This is a genomic window from Streptomyces sp. NPDC005393 (assembly GCF_040606675.1).
In the GTDB taxonomy this organism is placed as follows: domain Bacteria; phylum Actinomycetota; class Actinomycetes; order Streptomycetales; family Streptomycetaceae; genus Streptomyces.
In genome coordinates, this window is record NZ_JBEXFG010000027.1 from 17,691 (window position 1) to 40,469 (window position 22,779).

Sequence of the window (22,779 nt, forward strand, 5' to 3'; positions counted from 1 at the left end):
AGGGTGGGGTGTTTGGGTGTCGCGCCGGCGCTGGCCGCTGCGACGATCAACGTCCGCCCAGAGACGGTCGGTTCGCGACGGCGGTCGCTTTCCCGGGTGACGATCGACATCGTGATGGACCCAGCCCGCACGCCACTGTCACTCACATAACGAGGCCCCAACGGAGCTGACACAGTCCTGCCCTTGGAGCGCAGAGTTACTGTAGGTTCCTGCTATGAAACAGGGCAAAGGGATCGAGAACCCCGAGTCGCGCTTCTCCGCGGTGCTGGTGAGCGCAGCAAAGCTTCCGGGTGTGCGTATCAACAGGGAGGCGTACCTCCGAAGTGCGCTGGCTCGCCACTGCTCCGAGGACGACATCCGAAGAGCGATAGAAGAGACCCCCGCTGCGGCGGGGATCACTGTCGAGGTTCTCGACAAAGTGGCCAACGACTCCATCCGCTACGAAACCGCCAAGGTCAGCGCTCTCTCCGCGGCTGCCGGGATACCCGGCATCCTCGCCCTTCCCGCCACTGTGCCCGCCGACGTGGCCCAGTACTTCGGCCACATGCTGCGTATCGCGCAGAAACTCGCGTACCTCTACAGCTGGCCCGATCTGTTCTCCGACGACGGCGATGACGTCGATGACGCGACCATGGGGGTGCTCACGCTGTTCTTCGGCGTGATGTTCGGCACCCAGTCGGCGAACGCCGCGGTGGGGAAGGTTGCGGGGATGATGTCGGAGCAGGTCGCCAAGAAGCTGCCTCAGAAGGCACTCACCCAGGGCCTCATCTATCCCATCGTGAAGAAAGTCGCAGGCTACCTCGGCGTCGAGATGACAAAGCAGTCCTTCGCGAAGAGCGTCTCGAAGGCCATCCCTCTCGTAGGGGCCGTTGTCTCTGGCGGGCTCACTTTTGCGACCTACCTTCCGATGGCCCGGAGGCTCAAGAGGCACCTCTCCGGCTTGGAACTGGCGAAACCGTCGCACCGAGTCGTGGATGGGGAAGTCGTGGAAGACCACGGGCCTTTCGCCACCCCACACGCTGAACAGCACGGCGCAGACGCCACTGCCATCAAGCTGGAGGAACCTCAGTCTTGAGACCGCAAGCGCCCTCCTGAATGCCGAAGGGGTGGCCGATGCGGCGGGCGTTCTCGTCATCGCCGGGGGCGGTGATCTGTTGGCGTGAGGGCTCGCTCGTCACCCGCCTTGCTGGTCACCGCGAACCGCGAAAACCCGTCGGTGCACCGGACACCCGGGGCGGGGCCAGGGTGGCGATCTCCCGGTCGAAGAAATCGTGGAATCCCTCACCGCGCTCATACAGCGCATCGAATCCGACGTTCGTTTCCCGGATCAGTGAGCCGTCGGTGTAACGGTTGGCTCCGGCCGCATTTCCGTCCTTGTCGTAAACGACCTCATACATGGCCACATCGCCGAGAATCACTACTTCTGGGACCGGGCGGGTCCGCTCGATGTTCGAAATATCGCGAGCGTCGAGAACCTTGATGTCGTCGCCCAGGTCCACGCGTACGCGCAGGACGAACAACTCCCATTGCACATACGGCGTGATCGGGAATTCCACGACGCGGAGGCGGCGGTGCGTGACGCCCAGTCGCGACGCCTGGCGGAGTTCCTGGGCGTAGTCCTCGCGCCTCTCGTCGGCCAGGGACAGAGCCCTCTCCCAGTCGCCGTCGGCGAAGGCCTCCCAGCTCGGGAAGCCGCGCTCCTGGAAGTGCTGGCCGCGCTCGAGCTTGTTGAGGAAGCCGATCCCGCTGGTGTAGACCCGGCCCAAGTCCGCGTGGTACGTGGGGCGGTCCAGGCGTTCGAAGGCGTCGCCGGGGAAGGAGTCAAACACTGGGGATGTCCGGCTTCGCCGCGATGAGCATGTTCCTGGGGATGACCACGAGGCGTTCGTCCGACCCGATCGAGACCCCGTCGGGCAGGTTCCTGCCGAGTGACTGGGTGAGGTCCCGGCCGATGACGGCGATGTCGCCGTTGGCGAGTTCCCAGATGTCCGGGCAGTCAGGAGTTCCGGTTGTGTTTCCGAGTTCCTGGGGTGTTTTTCCCAGGCGCTGTTTGAAACTCGTGTCCGGATCCGCTTCCCATGGCCTGGCCATTTCCATCGCCCCCTCGATCGGTCGGGATGCCTCACTGTAGCGTGCAACTCGCCTGCCTGACCATGTGTCAGACCCGGCCTGCGGGGGCAATGGCGAGGATTGATTCCTCCTTGTCCCATGTCGCTCAGGGGTGGAATGATATTGATCGGAAAGAAAATCATGCCAGCGCCTGACAGGTGACACTTTCCATCTGTGCTATCGCATAATCGGGTGAACGGAGGGGCGGCTGTGGACCCAGAAGTGGGCTTGCTCGCACAGAGCGCGGGGACCACCCTGGTCGCGTTGATGGCGACCGATGCCTGGCACCATGCGCGTGACGGGATCACACAGCTCTGGCGCCGAACGCAACCCGAGCGCGCCGAGACCGTCGCCGCCGAGTTGGAGGCCGGTCGCGAGGACGTGCTGGCCGCCGCGGCGGCGGACGACCAGGAGACCCTGGACGAACTACGCCTTCAGTGGCAGGGGTTGGTGCGGCGGCTGCTGGTAGCCCGGCCCGCCGTCGTCGAGGAACTGCGCGCACTGCTGGACCAACTCGATCCCGATGGCTCGGCCGTCCGGCAGATCATCCAGCATGCCACCGCGTCCGGTCAGGCCCGGGTGTACCAAGCGGGACGTGACCAGCACATCGCAGAGCGATGACGGGTGGGACGGACGGCCACGCCGAGGACCAGGGGCGCGTCTACCAGTCGCGGGGCGACCAGCACATCAGCGAACACCACCACTACGGCGGTGACGGGCCGGAGCACGGCGGACCGGACTCGGTGCGACGCCCGGCGGTCGGCCGGCCCCCCGTCGCGCTCCGCGACCGCAGCGAGGTGATGGAACGCCTGCGGGCGAGCGTCGAGTCGCAGCGCGGCGGCCAGGTCTACGTGCTGTACGGCATGGGCGGCTCGGGCAAGACGGCGGTCGCCTGCGCCCTGTTCCAGGAGGTCACGGGAGAACAGGGCCGGGTGGGCCTGTGGGTCAACGCCTCCGACCGTGCGAGCCTGCGCGCCGGCATGCTCGCCGTCGCCGCCGACCGAGGGGCGGGCGACGGCGAACTGCTCGCCGCACGCAACGGCCTCAGACCTGCCGCCGATCTCGTCTGGACGTATCTCGACCGTTCCGCCGAACCCTGGTTACTGGTCCTGGACAACACCGACGAGCCGGAGATCCTGCGGGACGGAAACTGGCTTCGCACCAGCCCGCGCGGCACCGTCCTGGTGACCACACGGCGAGCGGCGGCCCGGTGGTGGCCGGGCGCCGAGCTGCAGTACATCGGCGTACTGCCCCGAGAGGACGCCGCGCTCGTGCTGCGCGATCTCGCACCGCACAGCGGTACGGCGGAGCAGGCGGCGCGGGTCGCGGACCGGCTCGGGCGGCTACCCCTCGCCCTCACCCTGGCGGGCGGCTTCCTCTCCCACCAGGTCATCGACCCCTGGACGATGGACGCCTACGCGGACCAGCTCGACGGAGACGAACGGGTCCAGCTGATCGACCGCGGAGCCGACGCGCTGTCCGAAGCGGACCCCCGGCATCTGGTCGGCCTGACCTGGCAACTGACCCTCGACGCGTTCGAAATGCGCGGGCTGCCCGAAGCGGCGGCCCTGCTCAGACTGCTGGCCCGGTTCGCCGCCGAGCCGCTGCCGCTGACTCTGCTCAACCACGCCGGCATCGGCGCCGTACTGCCTCGTGCCCGAACCGAGACAGCCCTCAGAGCCCTCCTCGACCAGTCGCTGTCCGAACTGGTCGACGCCGCCGGCGCGCGCTGCGTACAGAGTCATGGCATCCTGCTCGACAGCGTCTCGGCGGCGACCCCCGCGGACCTGGTGCCCGCCCTCGACACGACAGCCGTCCGGCTGCTCGACGCGGCCGTGCCCGGCGTACCCGACGCGGGTCCGCACAACCCGCGACTGCGCCTGCTGGTACCTCACGCGCTGGCCCTGCTGAGGCACATCGGCGGGCCGTCCGCCGCCGACGCCCTGGCCGTCGCGACGCGGCTGTCGGTCGCCCTGCACCGGACCGGTGACTACCTCTCCGCCTGGGAGACCGCCCGAAGCGCGGCGGACCTCGCACAGCGACTCCTCGGCGCGGACCACCGTACGGTCCTCGCCGCCCGCTCCAGGGCAGGGCGGGCACTGTTCCGGCTGGGCAGGTACGCCGAAGCCGAAGCGGCGCTCCGCGCGGTCCGGGACGCCCAGGAGCGCCTGTTCGGCGCCGACGACCCCGATACCACGGACAGCGGCTATGGCCTCCAGCTCGTGCTGGCGAACCTCGGCAGACGCGAGGAATCCGTCGCGCTGCTCCGCGACACCGTCGCCGGGCGGCGCTCGGCGCTGGGCCCCACGCATCCGCTGACCCTGCGGGCCCGCGCCAGCCTGCTGGAGATGCTGCCCGCCGCCGAAGTGGTCACCGAGGAAGGTGGCACCCTGCTCACGCTGCCGTCGGAATGCGAGCGGTTCCTCGGCCCCGACCACACCGTGACACTGGGCGCCCGGCACAACCACGCGTGGGCGCTGTACCTCCTGGGCCGCTTCGACGAGGCCGACCGTGAGATCCGGCGGGTCGCCGAGGCGTATGTGCGGCGCTTCGGGCCCGAGTACCCGATGGTGCTCGCCGCCCGGCAACTCCTCTCCCGGACCCGGGCCGCGCTCGGACACGTGGAGGAGGGGATCGCGCTGATGACCGATGTCGTCGAGCGGCGGGAACGCGGCCTGGGCCCCGGACACCCCTTCACGGTCGCGAGCCGTCAGCTGCTGGACGCCTACTGGTCAGGGCGATGGCGGCCGTAGTGCTCACGGCGGGATGGGAGCGGCCCGCACGGACGGTGCGCGAGGGTATACGGCACGGGGTCGACGGGGGTACGGATGTAGGGTGCTATGCGCAGGCCGTATGGGTGACGTTCAGTACGAGGGGGACGAAAAGTGCAGACGCCGCGAACCCACCTACCTTGACCCGGCCGACGCCGTGAGCGTCGTTCCCGTCCGGTCACCGCATGAACAGTTCCGTCCTCGCCACCGGCCAGGACAGCCGGCCCGCCGCACCGGCCATCCGTACCCCTGAGCCCCGCCCCACCCCTCGGACCGGCCTCGGGCCTCGGCGGCGGACCCCGCACGACACCGAGTACGAGCAGCAGCACCGACCACCGTCAGGGAGAGCGAGACCCGCAATGGCCCAGCCGCCCCTCCTCCGCGATGTCATCGACATCAAAGAGAACATCTCCACCTCGGACTTCGTGCTGTCCCTCGCCGAGGCGACGACACCCGAAGGCGCCCAGAACGCGCTGAAGGACTACGTCGTCACCGAGCGGCTGCTGGAGAACTTCGACGAGGCGCTGGCGCTCATCAAGTCCTCGCTCGACGGGCACCGTTCCAAGGCTGCCTACCTGCACGGCTCGTTCGGTTCCGGTAAGTCGCACTTCATGGCCGTGCTGTACGCGCTGCTCAGCGGCGACCCGGCCGCCCGTGCCCGTACCGAGTTCGACCCGGTGCTGACCAAGCACGAGTGGCTGACCACGGACGGCAAGAGGTTCCTGCTCGTGCCGTACCACATGCTCGGCGCGAAGGCCCTCGAACAGCGGGTGCTCGGCGGGTACGTCACGCACGTCAAGAAGCTGCACCCGGACGCTCCGACCCCGCAGGTGTACCGGACCGACTCCCTCTTCGCCGACATCCGGGCCAACCGTGCCACCTACGGTGACGAGGCGGTCATCCGGGGCCTGGGCGGCAGCGACACGGGCGACGGCGAGACGGACGAGTGGGGTGAGGGCTTCGCCTGGACCCCGCAGCTCCTCGACACCGCTCTCGCCGCCGAGGAGAACCACGAGGGGGGCACTCCGCTCGACCTCCGCAACCCCTCCACCCCGGCCGAGCTGCGCGCCAAGCTGGTCAACGACGCCAGCACCAACCTTTTCCCCGGCTTCGCCAAGAACGCCGTCGAGAACGAGCACGGCTTCATCTCCCTGGACGCCGGTCTGTCCGTCATCGCCGAGCACGCCAAGTCGCTCGGCTACGACGGCCTGATCCTGTTCCTGGACGAGTTGATCCTCTGGCTCGCGACCCTCATCCACGAGCAGAAGTTCGTGGCCCGCGAGGCCAGCAAGATCACGAACTTCGTGGAGGGCGGCGACGCCCGCCGCGCCATCCCCGTCGTGTCGTTCATCGCCCGCCAGCGCGACCTGCGGGAACTCGTCGGCGAAGAGGTGTCCGGCGCGGCGGAAGCCTCCATCCAGGACACCCTGAACCTGGCCTCCGGCCGGTTCGACAAGATCACCCTGGAGGACCGCAACCTCCCGCAGATCGCTCACGCGCGCATCCTCAAGCCGAAGGACGCCGAGGCGGAACGGCTCGTCAACGCGGCCTTCGAGCAGACCAAGCGGGTCGGCACCCAGGTCTGGGACACCCTCCTCGGCTCGGAGAAGGGCACGACCGGCGCGGACGCGGAGTCGTTCGGGCTGACGTACCCGTTCTCGCCGGCGTTCATGGACACCCTCGTCCACATCTCGTCCGCGCTGCAGCGTTCCCGTACCGGTCTGAAGCTGATGGGGCAGCTGCTCGCCGACCACCGCAACGAGATCCGGCTCGGGCAGCTCATCCCGGTCGGCGATCTCTACCCGGTGATCGCGGAGGGTGGCGACAAGCCATTCACCGACAGCCTGAAGGTCGTCTTCGAGGCCGCCGACAAGCTCTACAGGACCAAGCTTCGGCCCTACCTCCTCAGCTCGTACGACATCACCGAGGACGACGTCGAGCAGTACGTCAACCGGCCCGAGGCCATCACCGACCCGCAGCGCCTCAACCGCTGCCGCATGTTCACCGGCGACAACCGGCTCGTGTGCACCCTGCTGCTCTCGGCACTCGCGCCCAGCGTGCCCTCCCTGGCCGAGCTGACCATCCGGCGGCTCGGCGCGCTCAACCACGGGTCGGTCCTCGCACCCATCCCGGGCGCCGAGGTCGGCATCATCAAGAACAAGGTCGCCGAGTGGGCGGCCAGGTTCCCCGAGATCAAGGAGACCGGCACCGACGCCAACCCCGGCGTACGGCTGGAGCTGTCCGGCGTCGACGTGGACTCCGTCATCGCCAACGCCCAGGTCAACGACAACCCCGGCAACCGGGTCGCCCTCGCCCGGCGTCTGCTGTCCGAGGAACTGGGCGTCGAGCACGGGCAGTTGAGCGACCAGCTCGGCTTCACCTGGCGCGGTACATCCCGCACCGCCGAGATCGTGTTCGGCAACGTCGCCGACGAGGACGAGCTGCCCGACCACGACCTGATGCCGCAGGAGGACGGCCGCTGGCGTATCGCGATAGACCTTCCCTTCGACGAGGGCGAGTGGGGCCCGGTCGAGGACGTCAACCGCATCCGGCGGCTGCGCGAGCGCCAGCAGGGCGAGCGGTCCCGTATCGTCGCCTGGCTGCCCGCCCATCTGTCCGCGCAGCGCTTCGCCGACTTCCGGCGTCTCGTCGTCATCGACAAGGCCCTCGCCGACGAGCACCGCTTCGACACCCAGTACGCCGGCCACCTCAACGCCGACAACCGCAGCCGCGCCAAGGGCCTTCTCGAAACCCAGCGCGAGGCCCTGCTCAAGCAGGTCAAGGGCGCCTTCAAGCAGGCGTACGGGCTCGCCCAGAAGCAGGCAGCCGACGTCGTGCCCGACTTCGACGACCACCTCGTCCCGCTGCCCGACGTGAGCGGCCTCACCCTGTCCTTCGGGCAGAGCCTGCACGACGGCATCCGGCACGTCGCGGGCAAGCTGCTCGCCCACCAGTACCCGGTGCACCCCGACCTCGACCCCGACGGCACCGGCACCGCCGTCAAATCCGCCGACACCCGCAAGGTGTTCACCCATGTGCGGGCCGCCGCCGAGGCGCGTGACGGGCGGGTGGAGGTCCCGGCCGCCGACCGCAAGCTCATGCAGCGGATCGCGGGGCCCCTGCGGCTCGGGCAGCAGAAGGAGGCGTACTTCGAGCTGTCCCGCTACTGGGCCGACCACTTCCGCCGGCTCGGGAGCGCCCAGGGCGTCACCGGGGACCTGTCCCTGATCACCCTGACCGACTGGACGGACAAGCCCGACCCGCGCGGCCTGCCCGACTTCCTCGCCCGGCTCGTCGTCGCCGCCTTCGCCGAGATGGACGACCGGGTGTGGGTGCGCGGCGGCACCGTACTCGACCCCGCGCCCGAACTGTCCGCGATCAAGGACCATGACGCGCTGCGCAGCCAGCCGCTGCCCGCCGAGCCCGACTGGGACACGGCACGGCAGCGCTTCGAGGCGGTCTTCGGGCAGAAGGCTCCCGCCCTGCGGCGCGGCCGGATGGTCAACCAGTTCGCCCGCCAGATCATCGAGGCCGCCCGCGCCCACCGGGACCACGCGGCGGACCTGGTACACCAGTTGGAGGCCCACGCCTCCTTCCTCGGCCTCGACCAGACCGCCGACACCGGACGGCTCGCCCTCGCCCGACGCTCCCTGCAACTGCTGGACGCGCTCACGGCGGAGGCAGGCAAGGGCGCGGCCGGGGCGAAGAAGACCGTGGAGGCCCTCGCCTCCTTCGGCCTGGGCGAGACCAGCGCCGACCGGTACGGGACCTCCATCAAGCAGGCCCGCAGCGTCGCGGAGGCCGTCGCCTCCGCGCCCTGGAGCACCCTCGAACTCGCCGCCGGACTCGGCCCCGAGGGCGCGGCACTGCTCGACTCGCTGCGCAACATCGCCCGCGACGACCAGCGCACCGCCGACCTGCGCGACGCGCTCACCCGCACTCAGCGCGAGGTCGTGGCCCTGCTGAAGCGCAGCCAGGCCGCCGCCACCCCGCCGCCCCCTCCCGTCGCGCCGCAGCCCACGGCCGACGACCTGTCCCTGAACACACCGACCAGCGACCCGCGCATCCCCTACGCCCCGCCGGAGACACCCACACCGGCCTCCTCCGGCAGCGGCTCCACACGAACGGCCGGTGGCCGCCGTACGACCGTGGCACGCGCCGCCGCCGACCTCCAGACGGAACTGTCCGAACTGGCCGCACGCCACCCCGACGCGACCATCGAGATCACCTGGAAGGTCGTCGAATGACGGACACCGTCGCCGCCGCCCCAGGCGCCGTCCGGCTGAACACCGCGACCGTCACCCAGTACCTGTCCTCGCAGTCCTCCCTCGCCTCCTCTCTGACCGGAGACGGAGGGGGCAGGCGCCGGGTCGTGCTGCTGCGGTCCGCGCCCCAGTGGGACGGGCCCGCCGAACCCGCCTGGGGCGAGGGCCGGACGGCCGGCGTCGCCGTGGCGCCCTCACCGCTCGCCGTCCACGAACTCGTCCTCGACCATCTGACGGGCCGGCGCCCCGGCCCCGCCGTCCTGGTCGTCCTCACCGACCGCGAGCAGAACGAACTCGATCCGGCGATCACCGCACGCGTCCACAAGCAGCGCATCGACATGGTCGACAGCTGGGACGTCGTGCGGGAGGCGTTCGGTGCCCGGCAGATCGACCCGCGTCTGAAGGACGTCAACTGGGCCGCCGAAGCCCTGCTCGACGCCACCCCGCCCGGTGGCTGGCCGCCGGTGCCCGGTGGCTGGCTGTCCCGTCAGTACGCCCTCACCGCGCTCGCCCAGCGCCGCCTGCGCCTCGGCCGCCACGACACCGAGGGCGGCCCGCGACGCCCTGGCGAAGACCGGCTCGACGCGCAGAGTCTGCTGCACTGGTCGACCCGGCCTGGCGCCCCCGAGCGGCTGCTGGGCCTGCGGGGTCCCGAGCGCGCCGGGCTGACCGCCTTCCTCGGTGAGGAGGACCAGGCCGGTCTCGCCGGACGCGCTCTGCTCGCTCTCGTCGACGCCGAGCGCGGCGCGGACGCCGCCGCCTTCGGCCTCGTATGCGAGGCCCTGTGGCGGCATGCCGAGCCCGCCCCCGAGACGTATCAGGCCCGGGGCCGTGCCGAACGCTACTTCGGCGACCAGCCCCCAGCCGTCGGCGAACAACTCGACGCCCTGGTGGGCGTCTTCGGCCGGTCCGCCGAGGAGTACGTGAGCACGCTGCTGACGGCCGGGCACCGGGGCGGCGGCGCCGACGCCGACCAGGCCCGCGAGGCGCGCCGCACCAGCGGCATCGTGCTCGACCGGGCCGCCGTGCTGGCCCGCCAGTTCGGCGCGGAGGCGGCCGTCGCGGCGAGCCCCGTCCTGCGCGGCGGACTGGAAGCCCGGTTCACCGCCGTCGGCCAAGCCCTCGCGGCGGGCGACACGGCCGCAGCTGCGGAGGCCGTCCGGCGGCTCGTGGACCACAGGCTCGCCACCGATCCGGAGGAGTCCGCCCGCATCGAACGCGCCCGCATGGGGCAGCGCCTCGCCCTCTGGCTGGCCACCGACCCGTCCGCCGACGCACCCACCGTCGCCGACGCCATACAGCGGCACGTCGCCGAGACCGGCTGGGCCGACCTCGCCCTGGAGCACATCGAGGCCGGCGGTGACCCGGACTCCGTCCTCAAGGCCGCCTACGACACGCTCGGCACGCGCGTCAGGGACCGGCGGCGGCAGATCGACGCGTCCTTCGCGCGCTCGCTGGCCGGCTGGACACAGGACGGCACCCGGCCCGGCAGCATGCTCACCGTCGAGACCTTCCTCGACCGGGTCGTCGGACCCGTCGTCCGGCGCGGAGAGGAGCGGCGGGTGCTGCTGCTCGTGCTCGACGGCATGAGCGCAGCCATAGCGAACGAACTCGGCGAGGAACTGCGCCGCTCCTGGGCGGAGTTCGACCCGCTGGCCGAGGACACCCCGCGTCGGCGGGCGATGGCCGCCGTCCTCCCCACCGTGACGGCCGTGTCCCGGACATCGCTCTTCGCGGGCACCCTGATGAAGGGCACCCAGGCCGATGAGAAGCGGCTCTTCCCCGCGCTGAAACTGTGGAGCGGGGCACCGGCCGCCGTCTTCCACAAGGACGACCTGCGTACCCAGACCGCGGGCGACACCTTCGGCCCGGACCTCACAGAAGCGCTCACCGACGGCAGAACCCACGTCGCCGTCGTCCTCAACGCCATCGACGACCGCCTCGCCAAGGAACAGAAACTCGGCGACGGAGCCTGGCGGATCGACGACGTGCCCGGCCTGCGCGACCTGCTCCGGGTGGCGGCGGCCCAGGGCATGGCGGTCATCGTCACCAGCGACCACGGACACGTCGTCGACCGGCACGGAACGAAGGCCGACGCGGCCACCGAGCCCGCGTCCGCGCGCCACCGCCTGCCCGGCGGCGGCCCGCTCGGCGAACGGGAGATCGCCCTTTCCGGGCCGCGCGTGGTCTGGCCCGAGTCCGGCGCGTCCATCGTCGCGCTCTGGGACCCGGACTCCCGCTACACCGCCCTCAAGGCCGGCTATCACGGCGGGGCCTCCCTCGCCGAGTTCACCATCCCGGTGCTCGCCTTCCTGCCGTTCGGGGCGGAACCGCCCACAGCGTGGCGGGAGTTGGGGGATCAGCGGCCACCCTGGTGGGCTCCGGAGGAGGCGGGGAGGCCGGGATCGGGTGAGCGTTCGGCTCAGCCGGCAGGCGCGGCTCCGAAGAAGGGGACGGCGAAACCCCGGAAGAAGCAACCCGAACCAGGGACGCTGCCCGACGCGCTCTTCGACGTGGCGCTGACTGCCGGAGGAGACGACGCCCTGCTCACGCCGGTCGTCGTCTCCCGGACCGAGGCGCTGGTGACGGCGCTGCTCGATTCGGAGACATATCAGGCGCAGCTCGACGGTCTGGCGCGCAAGCCGCAGCAGGAGCAGGTCCACAAGGCCCTTGCCGCCCTGCTCGACGCAGGCGGCACCCTGCCCGTGACCGCGCTCGCCCAGCGCGCGGGCATGCCCACCACCCGGGGCGACGGCTTCGCCGCGGTCCTGAGGCAGCTCCTCAACTACGACGGCGTACAGGTGCTGGAGACCTTGCCGGACGGGCGCACGCTACGGCTCCACGGGGCGCTGCTGCGCGAGCAGTTCGCCCTCCGAGCGGGCTGACAGCGTTCGCAAGCGGCACCCCTCTCCTGGTACCTCCACCCGCCGCCTCAGGCCACGAACGCCCGCAGCAGCTTCGCGAACGTCGTCAGCTCGTCGAGCAGCTCCTGCGGAAGCGGCTTCTCATCGAAGTGAGCGATCCGGTTGCGGATGTCCTTCACTCGTTTCAGGCGGCCGATGAACTGTTCCCTGGGCATGTTGGGCCACTTCAGGGCTTCCCAGTTTGCGTCGGCGCGGTCGGCCAGCGATGTCTTTGTCTGGTCGCCGTCAAGGAGCTTCAGATAGTCGCCGAACATGAGGTGGGAGAGCTGGCCGGTGCGGTGCTCGATCTTCTTGTTCGTCTGTACGGCCTTGATGGTTTCCTCGTCCAGTGCCGCGCCCAGGCAGCGGCGCAGCAGGGACTCGCTCTCCCCGACGATGAAGAAGGGCCGTGCCGCGCCCTCGAAGCGGTCCGTTACGGGCGTGCCCGTGGAAATGGAAGACTGGTTGCTGTGAGCACCACCGGATCCCAGCGCCCCGCACAGGTGAGCGCCGCCCGCCGCCGTACCGTCATCGACGCGCTGCGGCGCGGTGCCGTACCCGACAGCGGACTCGACCTGCTGGCCACCGGACTCGACCGGTTCGAAGCGGCCCTGGACGCGGAACTGGACGCCGTGGCGTCCGGCGGCTCCGTGTTCAAGGCCGTGCGGGGTGAGTACGGGTCCGGCAAGACGTTCTTCACCCGCTGGCTGGGGGAGCGGGCCAAGCGCCGTAACTTCGCCGTGGCCGAGATCCAGGTCTCGGAGAACGAGACCCCGCTGCACCGGCTGGAGACGGTCTACCGGCGGCTCACCGAACGGCTCACCACCTCCAGTTTCCCGCCCAGCGCGCTGCGGCCCGTGGTCGACGCCTGGTTCTACGCCCTGGAGGAGGACGCCCTCGCGGCCGGCGTGACCGAGGAGGAGCTTCCGGGCGAGGTGGAGAAGCTGCTCGTCGCACGGCTCGCCGAGGTCTCCCGGCACGCCCCGTCGTTCGCCACCGCTCTGCGCGGCTACCGGGCCGCCCTCGCCGGCGGCGACGAGGCGACCGCTGCGGCCGTCCTGGCGTGGCTCGGCGGCCAGCCGCACGTCGCGGCCTCCGCCCGCCGGACCGCCGGGGTACGCGGCGACCTCGACCACTTCGGCGCGCTCGGGTGCCTGCAGGGGCTCCTCACCGTGCTGCGCGACTCCGGGCACACCGGGCTGTTCGTCGTCCTCGACGAGGTGGAGACGCTGCAGCGGGTCCGGTCGGACGCCCGCGACAAGGCACTCAACGCGCTGCGGCAGCTCATCGACGAGGTGCACTCGGGCCGCTTCCCCGGCCTCTATCTGGTCATCACGGGCACCCCGGCCTTCTACGACGGTCAGCAGGGCGTGCAGCGTCTGGCCCCGCTCGCTCAGCGGCTGGCCACCGATTTCACCACCGACCCGCGCTTCGACAACCCTCGCGCCGTGCAGATCAGGCTTCCCGGCTTCAACCAGGAGTCCCTGGTCGGACTCGGCCTCACCATCCGTGACCTGTACGCCGACGCCGCAGAAATGCCCGAGCGCGTGCGGAAGGTCGTCGACGACGCGTATGTCGCCGACCTCGCGGTGGCCGTCGGCGGGGCGCTGGGCGGAAAAGTCGGGGTGGCTCCCCGGCTGTTCCTGAAGAAACTCGTCGGGGACGTGCTCGACCGCGTGGACCAGTTCCACGACTTCGACCCCCGGCAGCACTACCGGCTCACCGTCGCCGGCAGCGAACTCACCGATGTCGAGCGGAACCTGGCCGCCACGGTCTCCGGAGACTCCGCGTCGGCCGATGACATCGACCTGGAGCTGTGATGGCGGACGCGGGACTCCCGGCCGGGAGGGACTCGGGTGACGAGGATGTCGACGTACTGGACCGACTCGACCCCGTCGTCCTGCATCACATCGTCAACACTCTCGGCTGGCCCGATCTGCGCCCCCTGCAGCGGGCGGCGATCACGCCGCTCATGCAGGGGCAGGACGCCGTACTGCTGGCTCCGACGGCGGGGGGCAAGACCGAGGCGGCCTGCTTCCCCCTTCTGTCGGCGATGACCGAGCAGAAGTGGACCGGCACATCCGTGCTGTACCTGTGCCCGCTCAAGGCACTCCTCAACAACCTGGTCGACCGCGTCGACGCGTACGCCCAGTGGCTGGGGCGACGGGCTGCACTCTGGCACGGCGACACCAAGGAATCGAGGCGGCAGCGCATCCGGGCCGAGGCGCCAGACATCCTGCTGACCACGCCCGAGTCGCTCGAAGCGATGCTGATCGGCGTCAAGACCGACCACGCCCGCCTGTTGGGAAGCGTCCGGGCCGTCGTCATCGACGAAGTGCACGCGTTCGCAGGGGATGACCGGGGATGGCACCTGCTCGCCGTGCTCGAACGGTTGGAGCGGGTCACCGGACGGCCCATCCAGCGCGTCGGGCTCTCGGCGACCGTCGGCAACCCGGCCGAGTTGCTGCACTGGCTGCAAGGCGCGGGCGCCGGCAGCCGCACCGGTCAGGTGGTCGCCCCTGGAGTGCACCTGCCGGCCACCGACGGCAGCGGACACGGCGACAAAGCGAGTCCCGAGCCGTCCAGCAGGCCTGCGGGCGAAGTGGAACTCGACTACGTCGGCTCCCTCGACAACGCGGCCAAACTCATCGCGGCCCTGCACAGGGGAGGGAAGCGGCTCGTCTTCTGCGACTCGCGCCGCCAGGTCGAGGAGCTGGGCGCGGCGCTCCGCGCGCGCGAGGTGACCGTCTTCCTGTCCCACGCCTCGCTCTCCGTCGATGAACGCACCCGTTCCGAGCAGGCGTTCGCTGAGGCCCGCGACTGCGTCATCGTCTCCACGTCAACCCTCGAGCTCGGCATTGACGTCGGTGACCTGGACCGCGTCATCCAGATCGACTCACCGGCCTCCGTCGCCTCGTTCCTGCAGCGCATCGGCCGCACCGGCCGGCGTCCCGGGACTGTGCGAAACTGTCTGTTCCTCACCACCCGCAAGGACACACTGCTCCAGGCGGCGGGCCTCTTGCTGCTGTGGTCGCGGGGCTGGGTGGAACCGGTCGTCCCCCCGCCAGAGCCGCGTCACCTGGTGGCCCAGCAACTGCTCGCCCTCACCCTGCAACAGCACAAGCTCGGCGACCAGTTGTGGGACCGGCAGTGGAACGGCCTCGCCCCCTTCGACAAGTCGGCTGCCCCCATCCTGCGCTTTCTCGCTGAGGAAGGCTTCCTCGACAGCGACGGTGGGATGCTGTTCGTCGGCCCCGAGGCGGAACGCCGCTTCGGCAAAAGGCACTTCATCGAACTCACCGCCTCCTTCACCGCACCTCCGCAGTTCACCGTCCTGTCCGGACGCACGGAGATCGGCCGCACCGACCCGAGCGTGCTCACGGAGGAACGCCCCGGCCCCAGGCGGTTGCTACTCGGTGGACGCAGTTGGCAGGTCACGTACATCGACTGGCTGCGCAAACGCGTCTTCGTTGAGCCGGCCGACGGCGGCGGAATCGCCAAGTGGATGAACGGCGGCGTCGCCGGACTGTCGTACGCCCTGACGCGTGCCATGCGTGAGGTGCTGCTGGGCACGGCCCCGCCGGTCTCCCTCACCCGGCGTGCGGAGGCGTGCCTGGCCGAGCAGCGCGAAACCGACGCACCTGACACCGTCCACCCGGGCGGCACGTTGATCACGCGCGTCGGTTCCGATGTCCGTTGGTGGACCTGGGCCGGCTACCGCGCCAACGCCACCCTGGCGGCCACCCTCCAGTCGGTCACCGACCCCCTGCAACGACCCACCGACGGCTGGCTGCGCCTGCGCGAGAACCTCACCCCGGCCGCCTGGCGTGTGGCCCGCGAGAATGTCGGCGAGAACCTCGTCCTGCCCGACGTGGACCGTCGGGCCGTACGCGGCCTGAAGTTCTCCGCCGCCCTCCCGGAACGCCTCGCCGTGGCCACGGTGGCGGCCCGCTTGGCCGACTTCGAGAGCGCCCGCTCGGTGCTCGACGAGTCGTCGCGCTTTCAGTACGACGGCTGAATCGGAAGGCCGCCAAGGCCGTTTCAATCGGCGCGGATCAGCTGCAGCTGTTGCGCGGTTGTGCGGGGCCGAACGCCTCCGGCTCGTGTGGCTCAGCGGCGTTCAGCGCTTGGACCAGGGCGTCCTCGCCGCGGCCGGCCGGCTGGTCCTCCAGCCCGGCGTCCACCTCGGCCTCCCGTTCCGCGGTGCGGGCCTGAGCGGCTGTGCGCGGATGTCCTTCCAACTCGCCTTGGCCCAGAACGGCTTTGTCGAACGGCACCTCCGAGCCCTCGCCGAGCCCGCGCCATTGGGCGGGTTCGGGGGTGCCCCCGGGGGAGCACCTGGACCTAAGTTAGTCGTTGACGTACGCGGATAGGGGGAGCATGTCCCGTTCTGGAACAGACGCCTACGCACGCCTGACTGGCCTGCCTGATCTCGTGGTAGAGGCAGTCGAGCTCGCTGGGCGGCTGGACTTCCCATCCTCGTGCCGTCCGGAACAGGGGCGCCTCCTACACGCGCTGGCCGCCGGTGCTCGAGAGAGCATCGGGGAAACGGGGACCGGCTGCGGTGTGGGTCTGGCCTGGATGATTGCGGGACGTCGACCCGGCGTCCGGATCGTCAGCGTCGAGCGGGACGAACGGCGCGCCGAGGAGACTGCCAAGCTCTTCGCGGAGATCCCCGACGTGGAGATCCTCTGCGGCGACTGGACCCGCATTTACGAACGCGCGCCATTCGACCTGCTCGTCCCCGACGGCGGCGGCAACGGTAAGAAGACGTCTCCAGTGGATCCGGAGCGCCTGCTCCGTCCGGCTGGCACGATCGTCGTTGACGACTTCACCCCCATGACGCAATGGCCACCGCTGCTCGACGGCCAGCCGGACGCCGCCCGCCTGGCCTGGCTTGAGCATCCGGCTCTGCTCTGCACAGAGGTGCGGCTAGCCCCGGACCTCTCCACGCTCGTCGGCACGAGGCGGCCGTGACCGTTGTCGCGCACCTCGACGTCGCCGCACAGGTAGCCGGCTTCCTCAGCGGGTGGGGGAACGCCCCTCGCGGTCTGTTCTCCGAATCTGGCGACGTGGCATCCGGCGACGCGTCGCCGACGGCGGTCGGCGACGGCACGGCCGAGCGGATCGTGCAGTCCCTTGGCTACATCCTCAAGCAGGGCGAGATCCGGAGCCCGCAGGGTGTGTCGGCTGGGGTGTTCTCGCGGCGCTTGGCCCACATCCGGGTCGGCTTCTCGGTGGCACCGCCCGCCGATCACCGGGCCGCGATCACCGGCCACGAGGTCGCCCACGCCTTGGATCCCGGCCCCTACGACTTCGATCACCCCTGGGCCAAGACGGATGGCCTGCCGTCGCTTACTCCGACTTGCACCGCGCGTACATGTGCCACGACGCCCCCTCCGTCGGCTTCTCCTCCTGGTCTTATTCTCCCGTGTCAGTCGCGTTCATCCAGAGACACGTCCCAGCCACCTGGCCGGATATCAACTCACCGAACCACTCGTACGGTTGAAGATCGGTGTCCGTTGATTTCGGCAGTAGCGTGCTGCATGGCCGATAGCCTCAGGCACGCCACCCGAGTACGGCCAGTTCGATGTGGATCCGTTCGGTGCTTTTGTGGTGGCCCGGTGGGCTGGATCCGTGTCGGCGGGATGGCAAGCGTGGTCGTGGGTGTCCAGGGGCCTGCTCCTGCCGGGTAGCGTGGTCGGGTGCCGTTCCGTCGTCCGTGAGGGTGTCTGTTCCATGCGCATGTTGTTCGAGCCCGACGCCGAGGAGTTCGAGGCTGCCGCCGAGACGCTGGCGAGCCGGGTGGAGGAATGGGCGCGGGAGCACGATGAAGTGGCGGACGCGTTCGTTGTGCAGTCGGCTCTCGACTACCGCCACCGCGGGACGGTGGACGGCCGTCTGGGGCTGTGGCGGGCAGCTCATGTGGAGGGGTTCCTCCTGGACTGGCTGCCGCGGACGCTGACCGTGCTGCCCGGACAGTCGGTGCCCGCCGGGCCGGGTTCGCTGCTGGCCCTGCTGCGGTACTTCGACGCGGTCGGACTGGCTGATCCCCGCGGGGACGGCCTGACCGCACTGGAGCGGGCGGTGAGCTGTGCGGCCGGGGAGTTCGGCGTCCGGATGGCGGACCGTACCCGCTGGGGGCCGGCGAAGTTCTGGACGGTCACCGCCGCCGAGCAGGGCGTGGACATCATGGACCAGGCGGCGATGGCACAGTTTGCCGAGCGGGCCCGGCGCGGGGAGGTTCCCTACGACCGCGATGCCCTCGACGCGATCATGACCCGGCAGATGACGGCCGGCCCGGCGCAGGTGGAACGGGCCGAACCGCAGCTGCCGGTCACCTTGCCGGAGGAGGACGTGCTGCGGGAGCGGGCCGCCGCGGTCCCGCTGATCGGGCAGCTGGCGGGGCTGGCCGGGTGGGCCGGGAGCGACCGTGATCTGACGAAGACGGGTCGGCTGCGCCTCGCCGATGCCCGGGATCTCGTCCGCGCTCTGGACACCGGGGATCGGGCCGATCAGGTGCGCACCAGTGCGGAACTGCCGCGTCTGAATCTGCTGTTCGCCTGGGCGAAGCAGGCTCGGCTGATCCGGGTGGTCAAGGGCCGGGTGCACGCGGTGGCCAAGGCGCGCCCGGTGCTCGCGGATCCACTCGCGTTGTGGGGGCGTGCCTTCGAGGCGTTCTTCGAGCTGCGCGGCCCACTGCTGGGCGGCCCCGACGGGTACGGCGCCACGTCGATGCTGTTCGACGTGTACCAGGAGGTGCTGCCCGACGTCCTCAACACTCTCTACAGCCTCCCGTACCCGATGCCCTGGCCCCGGCTGCGCGACTCCGTCCACCTCGCCTACCGGATGAGTTTCAACTTCGGTGGGGCGCCGGAACGCGAGCGGCGGGCGTTGCTGCTGGACGCCGACCACGACCTGCGCCATGTCCTGGACGTCCTTCAGCGCCTCGGCGCGATCACCCGCGAGCAGGGCATGGCCGACCCCGTCTTCCTGGAAACCGCACTCGATGAGCCCCTGGCCGCTCCGCGACCGCCCGCCGGGATGCCTGCCGAACTCGCCCAGTTGCTGGGGGCCCTCCCGGCCGCCCCGGACCCGGAAGCCACGGCACGCGCGAGGGAGCTCCGCGCGGAACTGGCCTCAAACCCCGTGGAGTTGATCCGCCTCACCGATCTGGGCACCCGCTCCGTCCGGCGGCGGCTGCTCGCCCAGGGCCGCAGCGCACCGCTGGTGGGCGAGCTCGCCCACGCATCCGCCGCCGGACTGCTGGGCGTGCTGGCCCAGGAGTACGACCCCGAGCACGCCGAAGCCGAACTCGCCGCCTGGACCGCCGCCCACGACAGCCCCGAGGCCGCCCGGCACCTGCTCCTGGACGCCGTACGCACCACCCCGTTCCGCACCCGCGCCGCCGCCCTGCTCGACACTCTGACCACCGCCCTCCCCGACGGTGCGGAACTGCTGCGCTCCCTGCGCGGCGACCCGGAGCTGGCTCCCACCGCCCTCAGCGTCCTCACCCAGCGCGGCATCCTCGACCACGAGGACCTCACCGACACCGAGGCCGGGCTGATGGTCGCCGAAAGCCTCCTCCAACTTCTCGACCTGGGCGGCGAGCAGGCCCTCCTGGAAGCCCTCCTCGCCTCGGGCCGGGTGGAAGCCGAAACGGCGATCGGAGCCGCACTCGTCTCCGGTCACCCCGACCAGGCAGGACTCGAGCATCTGCGCCGCATCGCCGACGGCCCCGTTCGCGCCAAGGCGACCCAGCTCGGACGGCTCGACGCGGCCCGCGCCCGGCGCGGGCACAGCACGACGAAGAAGCGCAAGCGCCGCCGCTGACCCTCCCGACCCGCGCCCTCGTATCTCATGACGACCGCCCCGGGGTGTACGGAGTGGACCGGGCCCGGCTGAAACCTGCATGCGGCGTAGGCCGGTAGTCGTGATCGGCGAGCCAGGTCCGGGCCCGGCCGTGCCGGCGTTCCGCGTTGAACAACCAGTAACGGCGCTGCTCGGCCGGTGAGGCGGCCAGCACATCCTTGAACCGGCGGAAGGCTCCCCGGTCCGTGATCGTGGTGCCCAAGGCGTCGGCGAGGCTGCGATCGCCGACTACGGCGATGAAGTCCTCCATGTCCCGGTAAGCATCATGTGACCCCGCGCATGCCACATGCAGCCACCGCCCGGTGTCCTCCGGTTCGTCTCCATGCCAGAGCTCCCCGGAGTCCGCCGTCACCAGCCGACACTCGCCGGTGTTCAGGTCGACCCAGCCACCGCCCCAGGCCGGATCGCCTTCCAGCAGGCCGGAGAGTTCCTCCAGATCGACAGGCAAGGGACGCAGGAAAGGGGCGGCGCCACCGATCGCAGCGTCAAGCCGATCTGCCAGTACCTCGTCGCCTACCCAATTCCGCACGTGCAGCGCGGCCGAGCATCGGGCCGCCGTTTCCACGGCCGCCGGCACGCCCCGGGTAATGGCGGCGGTCAGTACGTCTCCGCACTGCTGGAGCACCGGTTCCGCATCACGTGCGCGAAGCAGCGCGACGAGTGACCTGACGTCCGCCGTGTAGCGGGCGGCGCGGAGCGCAGCCAGATCGTGGTCGGTCCAGGCACCGGTCATGCCTGCGCCCACGCAGCGCGCCCCGCGATCCGCTCTGCTGTTGTCATCATCGTCCCGCCACCGGTCATGCCGACTCATCCTGCGGACGGCCCGCTGGTCAACCCGGTGCCGCTGGTGCGGTCCGACCGGCGCCGGCCGCACGCTCACCACAACGGGGCGAGGGGCGGCTGCGCTACAACCCGAAGGTCCCCAAGCGGCGTCCGCGGCAGATGCCGGACGAGCGGTGGAACGAGCTGTTCGCGGCCCTGCGCTCGAACCGCGACCGGGCGATCCTGGCCCTGGCTGTCAGCAACGGGTGCCCGCGCCTCGGAGCTGCTGGGCGTGCGCGGGGTCGATCTGGACTGGGGTGACCAGCTCGAACATCCAGAGGCTGGTCAACCCAGCTGGCCACGTGTTCCGTGATCTCTGCCAGTTCGAAGGGCCGGTCGCTGAGACCGGACTCCTCGAAATCGACGATCCGTACGCGAGAGCCGTCCCACAGATAGTTGGCGAGGTTCCCGTCACCTGTCTCCGTGGCGACGCGGTCAGCTCGACTTCTTGGCGAGTTCGGCGAGGAACTGCGGCATTCGGCCGGCACCGAAGTCGTAGAACCGTGCCCACTGCGGCTCGACCGCGATACGCGCCATCTGGTCGTACATAGCCCGGCAGTTCCGCTCGAACTCCGCCGCGTACTCGGCGTCGAAGTTCTTCCGCGCGGCCGCGAGGTACTCCGGAACCACCCCGTCGACGATGGTGAGGTGCACGACGCCGCGCACCGACAGTGTCTTGGCCGAGCCGGGGCTGTCGCCGGCGTCGATGGTCAGGGCAACCTCGGGGCGGGCGGACAGCGCTCTTACCTTGGGCGCCGTGGCCGCGGTGGACATGACGATCTCGTCGCCGGTCCAGAAGATCCCGATCGGGATGACGCGTGGCCGCCCGTCGAGTCCGTTGTATGCCAGCCGCGCCATTGACGCCTGGCTCAACACCTCGTGGGCGTCGGCCAGCTCCTGTGCGATCTGCTTGGGGTCCATGACTCGTCGTCCTCTACTGTCGCGCGGCCGCTCGTGGCCGCTATGTCCCTGGGACGGAGACGCCGCCACGTTCTCGACACCCGCGGCCGAATCGTCGTCTACTCGCCCACGGTAATCGTGCCGCGCTCGCCGGCTTCTACAACTCCTACCGCGTCACCTTCGACCAGTCACCGGAGCTGCTCGACACCTTCCCGCACCAGCTCACGATCGAGAACTTCGTGGCACCAACGTTATGAGGCACCACCTTTAGTCCGGAAAAGAGGCTTGGGGCTGGCGGTGGGTGTTCTTCGTCAACGTGCCTCTGTGCGTACTCGTCATCGCCGCGGTGATTGTTGCTCTGCCCGGACACCAGGAAGCGCACGGCACGCAGAGCCAGCACCACGGGTTCCCGGCAACGGAATACGCGCTGGTCACTGGCGGTTCCGCCCTCCTGCTCATCGGCCTGCAAGGCGCCTCGCCGGGTATCGGAGCCATGGGCGGAGTGGCCGCCGCGGCACTCGGCCTCGCTGTCCTGGCGCTGATTCGCCGGCTTGGCGGATCCCTCATACCGAGGGCAATGTTCAGCCGAACGCCCTCAGCGGGAGCGGCACTCGCCACCATTGGCGCGTGCGTGGTGATGTACGCAACGGTCACCGTCCTGCCCGTACGGCTGCCAGCACTCGGCATGTCCACTGCGAAGATCGCTCTCGTGGTCGGGCTCTCAGCGCTCGGCTGGGTCGCAGGCAGCGCCGTGACAGGAGGGCTGGTGGCCAAACACGGTTACCGGCATCGGCCACCACCGCACGCGCCACGACGATGCCCGCCGCGCCCGCGGCGCCCTGACCGACCGACGAGCCTCCCTCGTCGCCGGACGGCCACAAGCGTCGTTGAGAGCGCATCCGGCACTGGTGTGCCTTTGTATAGGAAGTGTCGCCATGTGCATCGCGTCAACGGGAGAGGAGTGATCAACGATGCTCATGCGAGCCGATCCCTTCCGGGGGGTGGACAGGCTGACGAGCAGGTGCTGGGTACCGCAGCGAGGCCGACGGGCTCCCAGCGCAGGCGAAAGCGCGGAAGTCGAGACGACGGACTGACGGCCGGGCCCGCCCGCGCGGGGGACGCGCCCCGCAGCTGAGG

The 22,779-nt window shown here is 70.3% G+C and carries 14 protein-coding genes and 2 pseudogenes; 10 read left to right on the forward strand and 6 right to left on the reverse strand.

Going from position 1 to position 22,779, the window contains the following annotated elements; translation table 11 throughout:
* The first annotated feature begins 214 nt into the window (after positions 1-214).
* Positions 215-1,075, forward strand: a complete 861-nt coding sequence (locus tag ABZS71_RS21820) for a hypothetical protein (RefSeq protein WP_356212548.1) — start codon at positions 215-217, stop codon at positions 1,073-1,075.
* Positions 1,076-1,190: 115 nt separating this feature from the next.
* Here ABZS71_RS21820 and ABZS71_RS21825 read toward each other — a convergent pair whose 3' ends face one another.
* Positions 1,191-1,829 (reverse strand): DUF6879 family protein, encoded by a 639-nt coding sequence (locus ABZS71_RS21825; protein ID WP_356212551.1) that lies wholly within the window; start codon positions 1,827-1,829, stop codon positions 1,191-1,193.
* Entirely contained in the window at positions 1,822-2,091 is a 270-nt protein-coding gene (locus tag ABZS71_RS21830; protein WP_351697649.1) for a hypothetical protein, read from the reverse strand. The genes ABZS71_RS21825 and ABZS71_RS21830 overlap by 8 nt, the downstream gene beginning before the upstream one ends.
* Before the next feature lie 228 nt (positions 2,092-2,319).
* Here ABZS71_RS21830 and ABZS71_RS21835 point away from each other — a divergent pair, with 228 nt between their 5' ends.
* From ABZS71_RS21835 to pglZ, 4 genes are all read left to right on the forward strand, one after another.
* Positions 2,320-2,730 (forward strand): hypothetical protein, encoded by a 411-nt coding sequence (locus ABZS71_RS21835; protein WP_356212554.1) that lies wholly within the window; start codon positions 2,320-2,322, stop codon positions 2,728-2,730.
* Positions 2,727-4,862 carry a tetratricopeptide repeat protein gene (locus ABZS71_RS21840; RefSeq protein WP_356212557.1) on the forward strand — a complete coding sequence of 712 codons (2,136 nt, stop codon included), beginning with the start codon at positions 2,727-2,729 and terminating at the stop codon, positions 4,860-4,862. The genes ABZS71_RS21835 and ABZS71_RS21840 overlap by 4 nt, the downstream gene beginning before the upstream one ends.
* A gap of 377 nt (positions 4,863-5,239) precedes the next feature.
* A complete protein-coding gene (locus tag ABZS71_RS21845; RefSeq protein WP_356212560.1) occupies positions 5,240-9,127 on the forward strand; it encodes a phage resistance protein in 3,888 nt (1,295 codons plus the stop codon).
* On the forward strand, positions 9,124-12,030 hold the full coding sequence (pglZ, locus tag ABZS71_RS21850; protein WP_356212563.1) for a BREX-2 system phosphatase PglZ: 2,907 nt from the start codon (positions 9,124-9,126) through the stop codon (positions 12,028-12,030). The genes ABZS71_RS21845 and pglZ overlap by 4 nt, the downstream gene beginning before the upstream one ends.
* Before the next feature lie 47 nt (positions 12,031-12,077).
* Here pglZ and ABZS71_RS21855 read toward each other — a convergent pair.
* A pseudogene (locus tag ABZS71_RS21855) lies at positions 12,078-12,485 on the reverse strand (CBS domain-containing protein); the annotation flags it as partial.
* Between the two features lie 33 nt (positions 12,486-12,518).
* Between ABZS71_RS21855 and brxD the strand changes: the two are divergent.
* Together brxD and ABZS71_RS21865 are read left to right on the forward strand one after the other, a co-directional pair.
* Entirely contained in the window at positions 12,519-13,868 is a 1,350-nt protein-coding gene (gene brxD, locus ABZS71_RS21860; RefSeq protein WP_356212566.1) for a BREX system ATP-binding protein BrxD, read from the forward strand.
* Positions 13,868-16,066 (forward strand): DEAD/DEAH box helicase, encoded by a 2,199-nt coding sequence (locus ABZS71_RS21865; RefSeq protein ID WP_356212570.1) that lies wholly within the window; start codon positions 13,868-13,870, stop codon positions 16,064-16,066. Before brxD ends, ABZS71_RS21865 begins: the two co-directional genes overlap by 1 nt.
* A 37-nt stretch (positions 16,067-16,103) precedes the next feature.
* Here the strand turns inward: ABZS71_RS21865 and ABZS71_RS21870 are convergent, their stop codons facing one another.
* Positions 16,104-16,325 (reverse strand): hypothetical protein, encoded by a 222-nt coding sequence (locus ABZS71_RS21870; RefSeq protein WP_356212573.1) that lies wholly within the window; start codon positions 16,323-16,325, stop codon positions 16,104-16,106.
* Between the two features lie 289 nt (positions 16,326-16,614).
* On the opposite strand from ABZS71_RS21870, the gene ABZS71_RS21875 reads away from it, so the two are divergent.
* Together ABZS71_RS21875 and ABZS71_RS21880 are read left to right on the forward strand one after the other, a co-directional pair.
* On the forward strand, positions 16,615-17,025 hold the full coding sequence (locus tag ABZS71_RS21875; RefSeq protein ID WP_356212575.1) for an SAM-dependent methyltransferase: 411 nt from the start codon (positions 16,615-16,617) through the stop codon (positions 17,023-17,025).
* 762 nt (positions 17,026-17,787) lie between these two features.
* Positions 17,788-19,881, forward strand: a complete 2,094-nt coding sequence (locus ABZS71_RS21880) for a hypothetical protein (RefSeq protein ID WP_356212578.1) — start codon at positions 17,788-17,790, stop codon at positions 19,879-19,881.
* A 25-nt stretch (positions 19,882-19,906) separates the two neighbouring features.
* Here the strand turns inward: ABZS71_RS21880 and ABZS71_RS21885 are convergent, their stop codons facing one another.
* On the reverse strand, positions 19,907-20,665 hold the full coding sequence (locus tag ABZS71_RS21885) for a hypothetical protein (protein ID WP_356212581.1): 759 nt from the start codon (positions 20,663-20,665) through the stop codon (positions 19,907-19,909).
* A 512-nt stretch (positions 20,666-21,177) separates the two neighbouring features.
* A complete protein-coding gene (locus ABZS71_RS21890) occupies positions 21,178-21,663 on the reverse strand; it encodes a pyridoxamine 5'-phosphate oxidase family protein (RefSeq protein ID WP_356212584.1) in 486 nt (161 codons plus the stop codon).
* Positions 21,664-21,937: 274 nt separating this feature from the next.
* Between ABZS71_RS21890 and ABZS71_RS21895 the strand changes: the two are divergent.
* Positions 21,938-22,777: pseudogene (locus tag ABZS71_RS21895) on the forward strand (hypothetical protein); the annotation flags it as partial.
* Between the last annotated feature and the right edge of the window lie 2 nt (positions 22,778-22,779).

Excerpts from the sequence above, each read along its gene's own strand:
- ABZS71_RS21820 (WP_356212548.1), top strand. The coding sequence starts at position 215 with ATGAAACAGGGCAAAGGGATCGAGAACCCCGAGTCGCGCTTCTCCGCG.
- ABZS71_RS21830 (WP_351697649.1), bottom strand. The coding sequence starts at position 2,091 with ATGGCCAGGCCATGGGAAGCGGATCCGGACACGAGTTTCAAACAGCGC.
- ABZS71_RS21840 (WP_356212557.1), top strand. The coding sequence starts at position 2,727 with ATGACGGGTGGGACGGACGGCCACGCCGAGGACCAGGGGCGCGTCTAC.
- ABZS71_RS21845 (WP_356212560.1), top strand. The coding sequence starts at position 5,240 with ATGGCCCAGCCGCCCCTCCTCCGCGATGTCATCGACATCAAAGAGAAC.
- pglZ (WP_356212563.1), top strand. The coding sequence starts at position 9,124 with ATGACGGACACCGTCGCCGCCGCCCCAGGCGCCGTCCGGCTGAACACC.
- ABZS71_RS21865 (WP_356212570.1), top strand. The coding sequence starts at position 13,868 with ATGGCGGACGCGGGACTCCCGGCCGGGAGGGACTCGGGTGACGAGGAT.
- ABZS71_RS21880 (WP_356212578.1), top strand. The coding sequence starts at position 17,788 with ATGCGCATGTTGTTCGAGCCCGACGCCGAGGAGTTCGAGGCTGCCGCC.
- ABZS71_RS21890 (WP_356212584.1), bottom strand. The coding sequence starts at position 21,663 with ATGGACCCCAAGCAGATCGCACAGGAGCTGGCCGACGCCCACGAGGTG.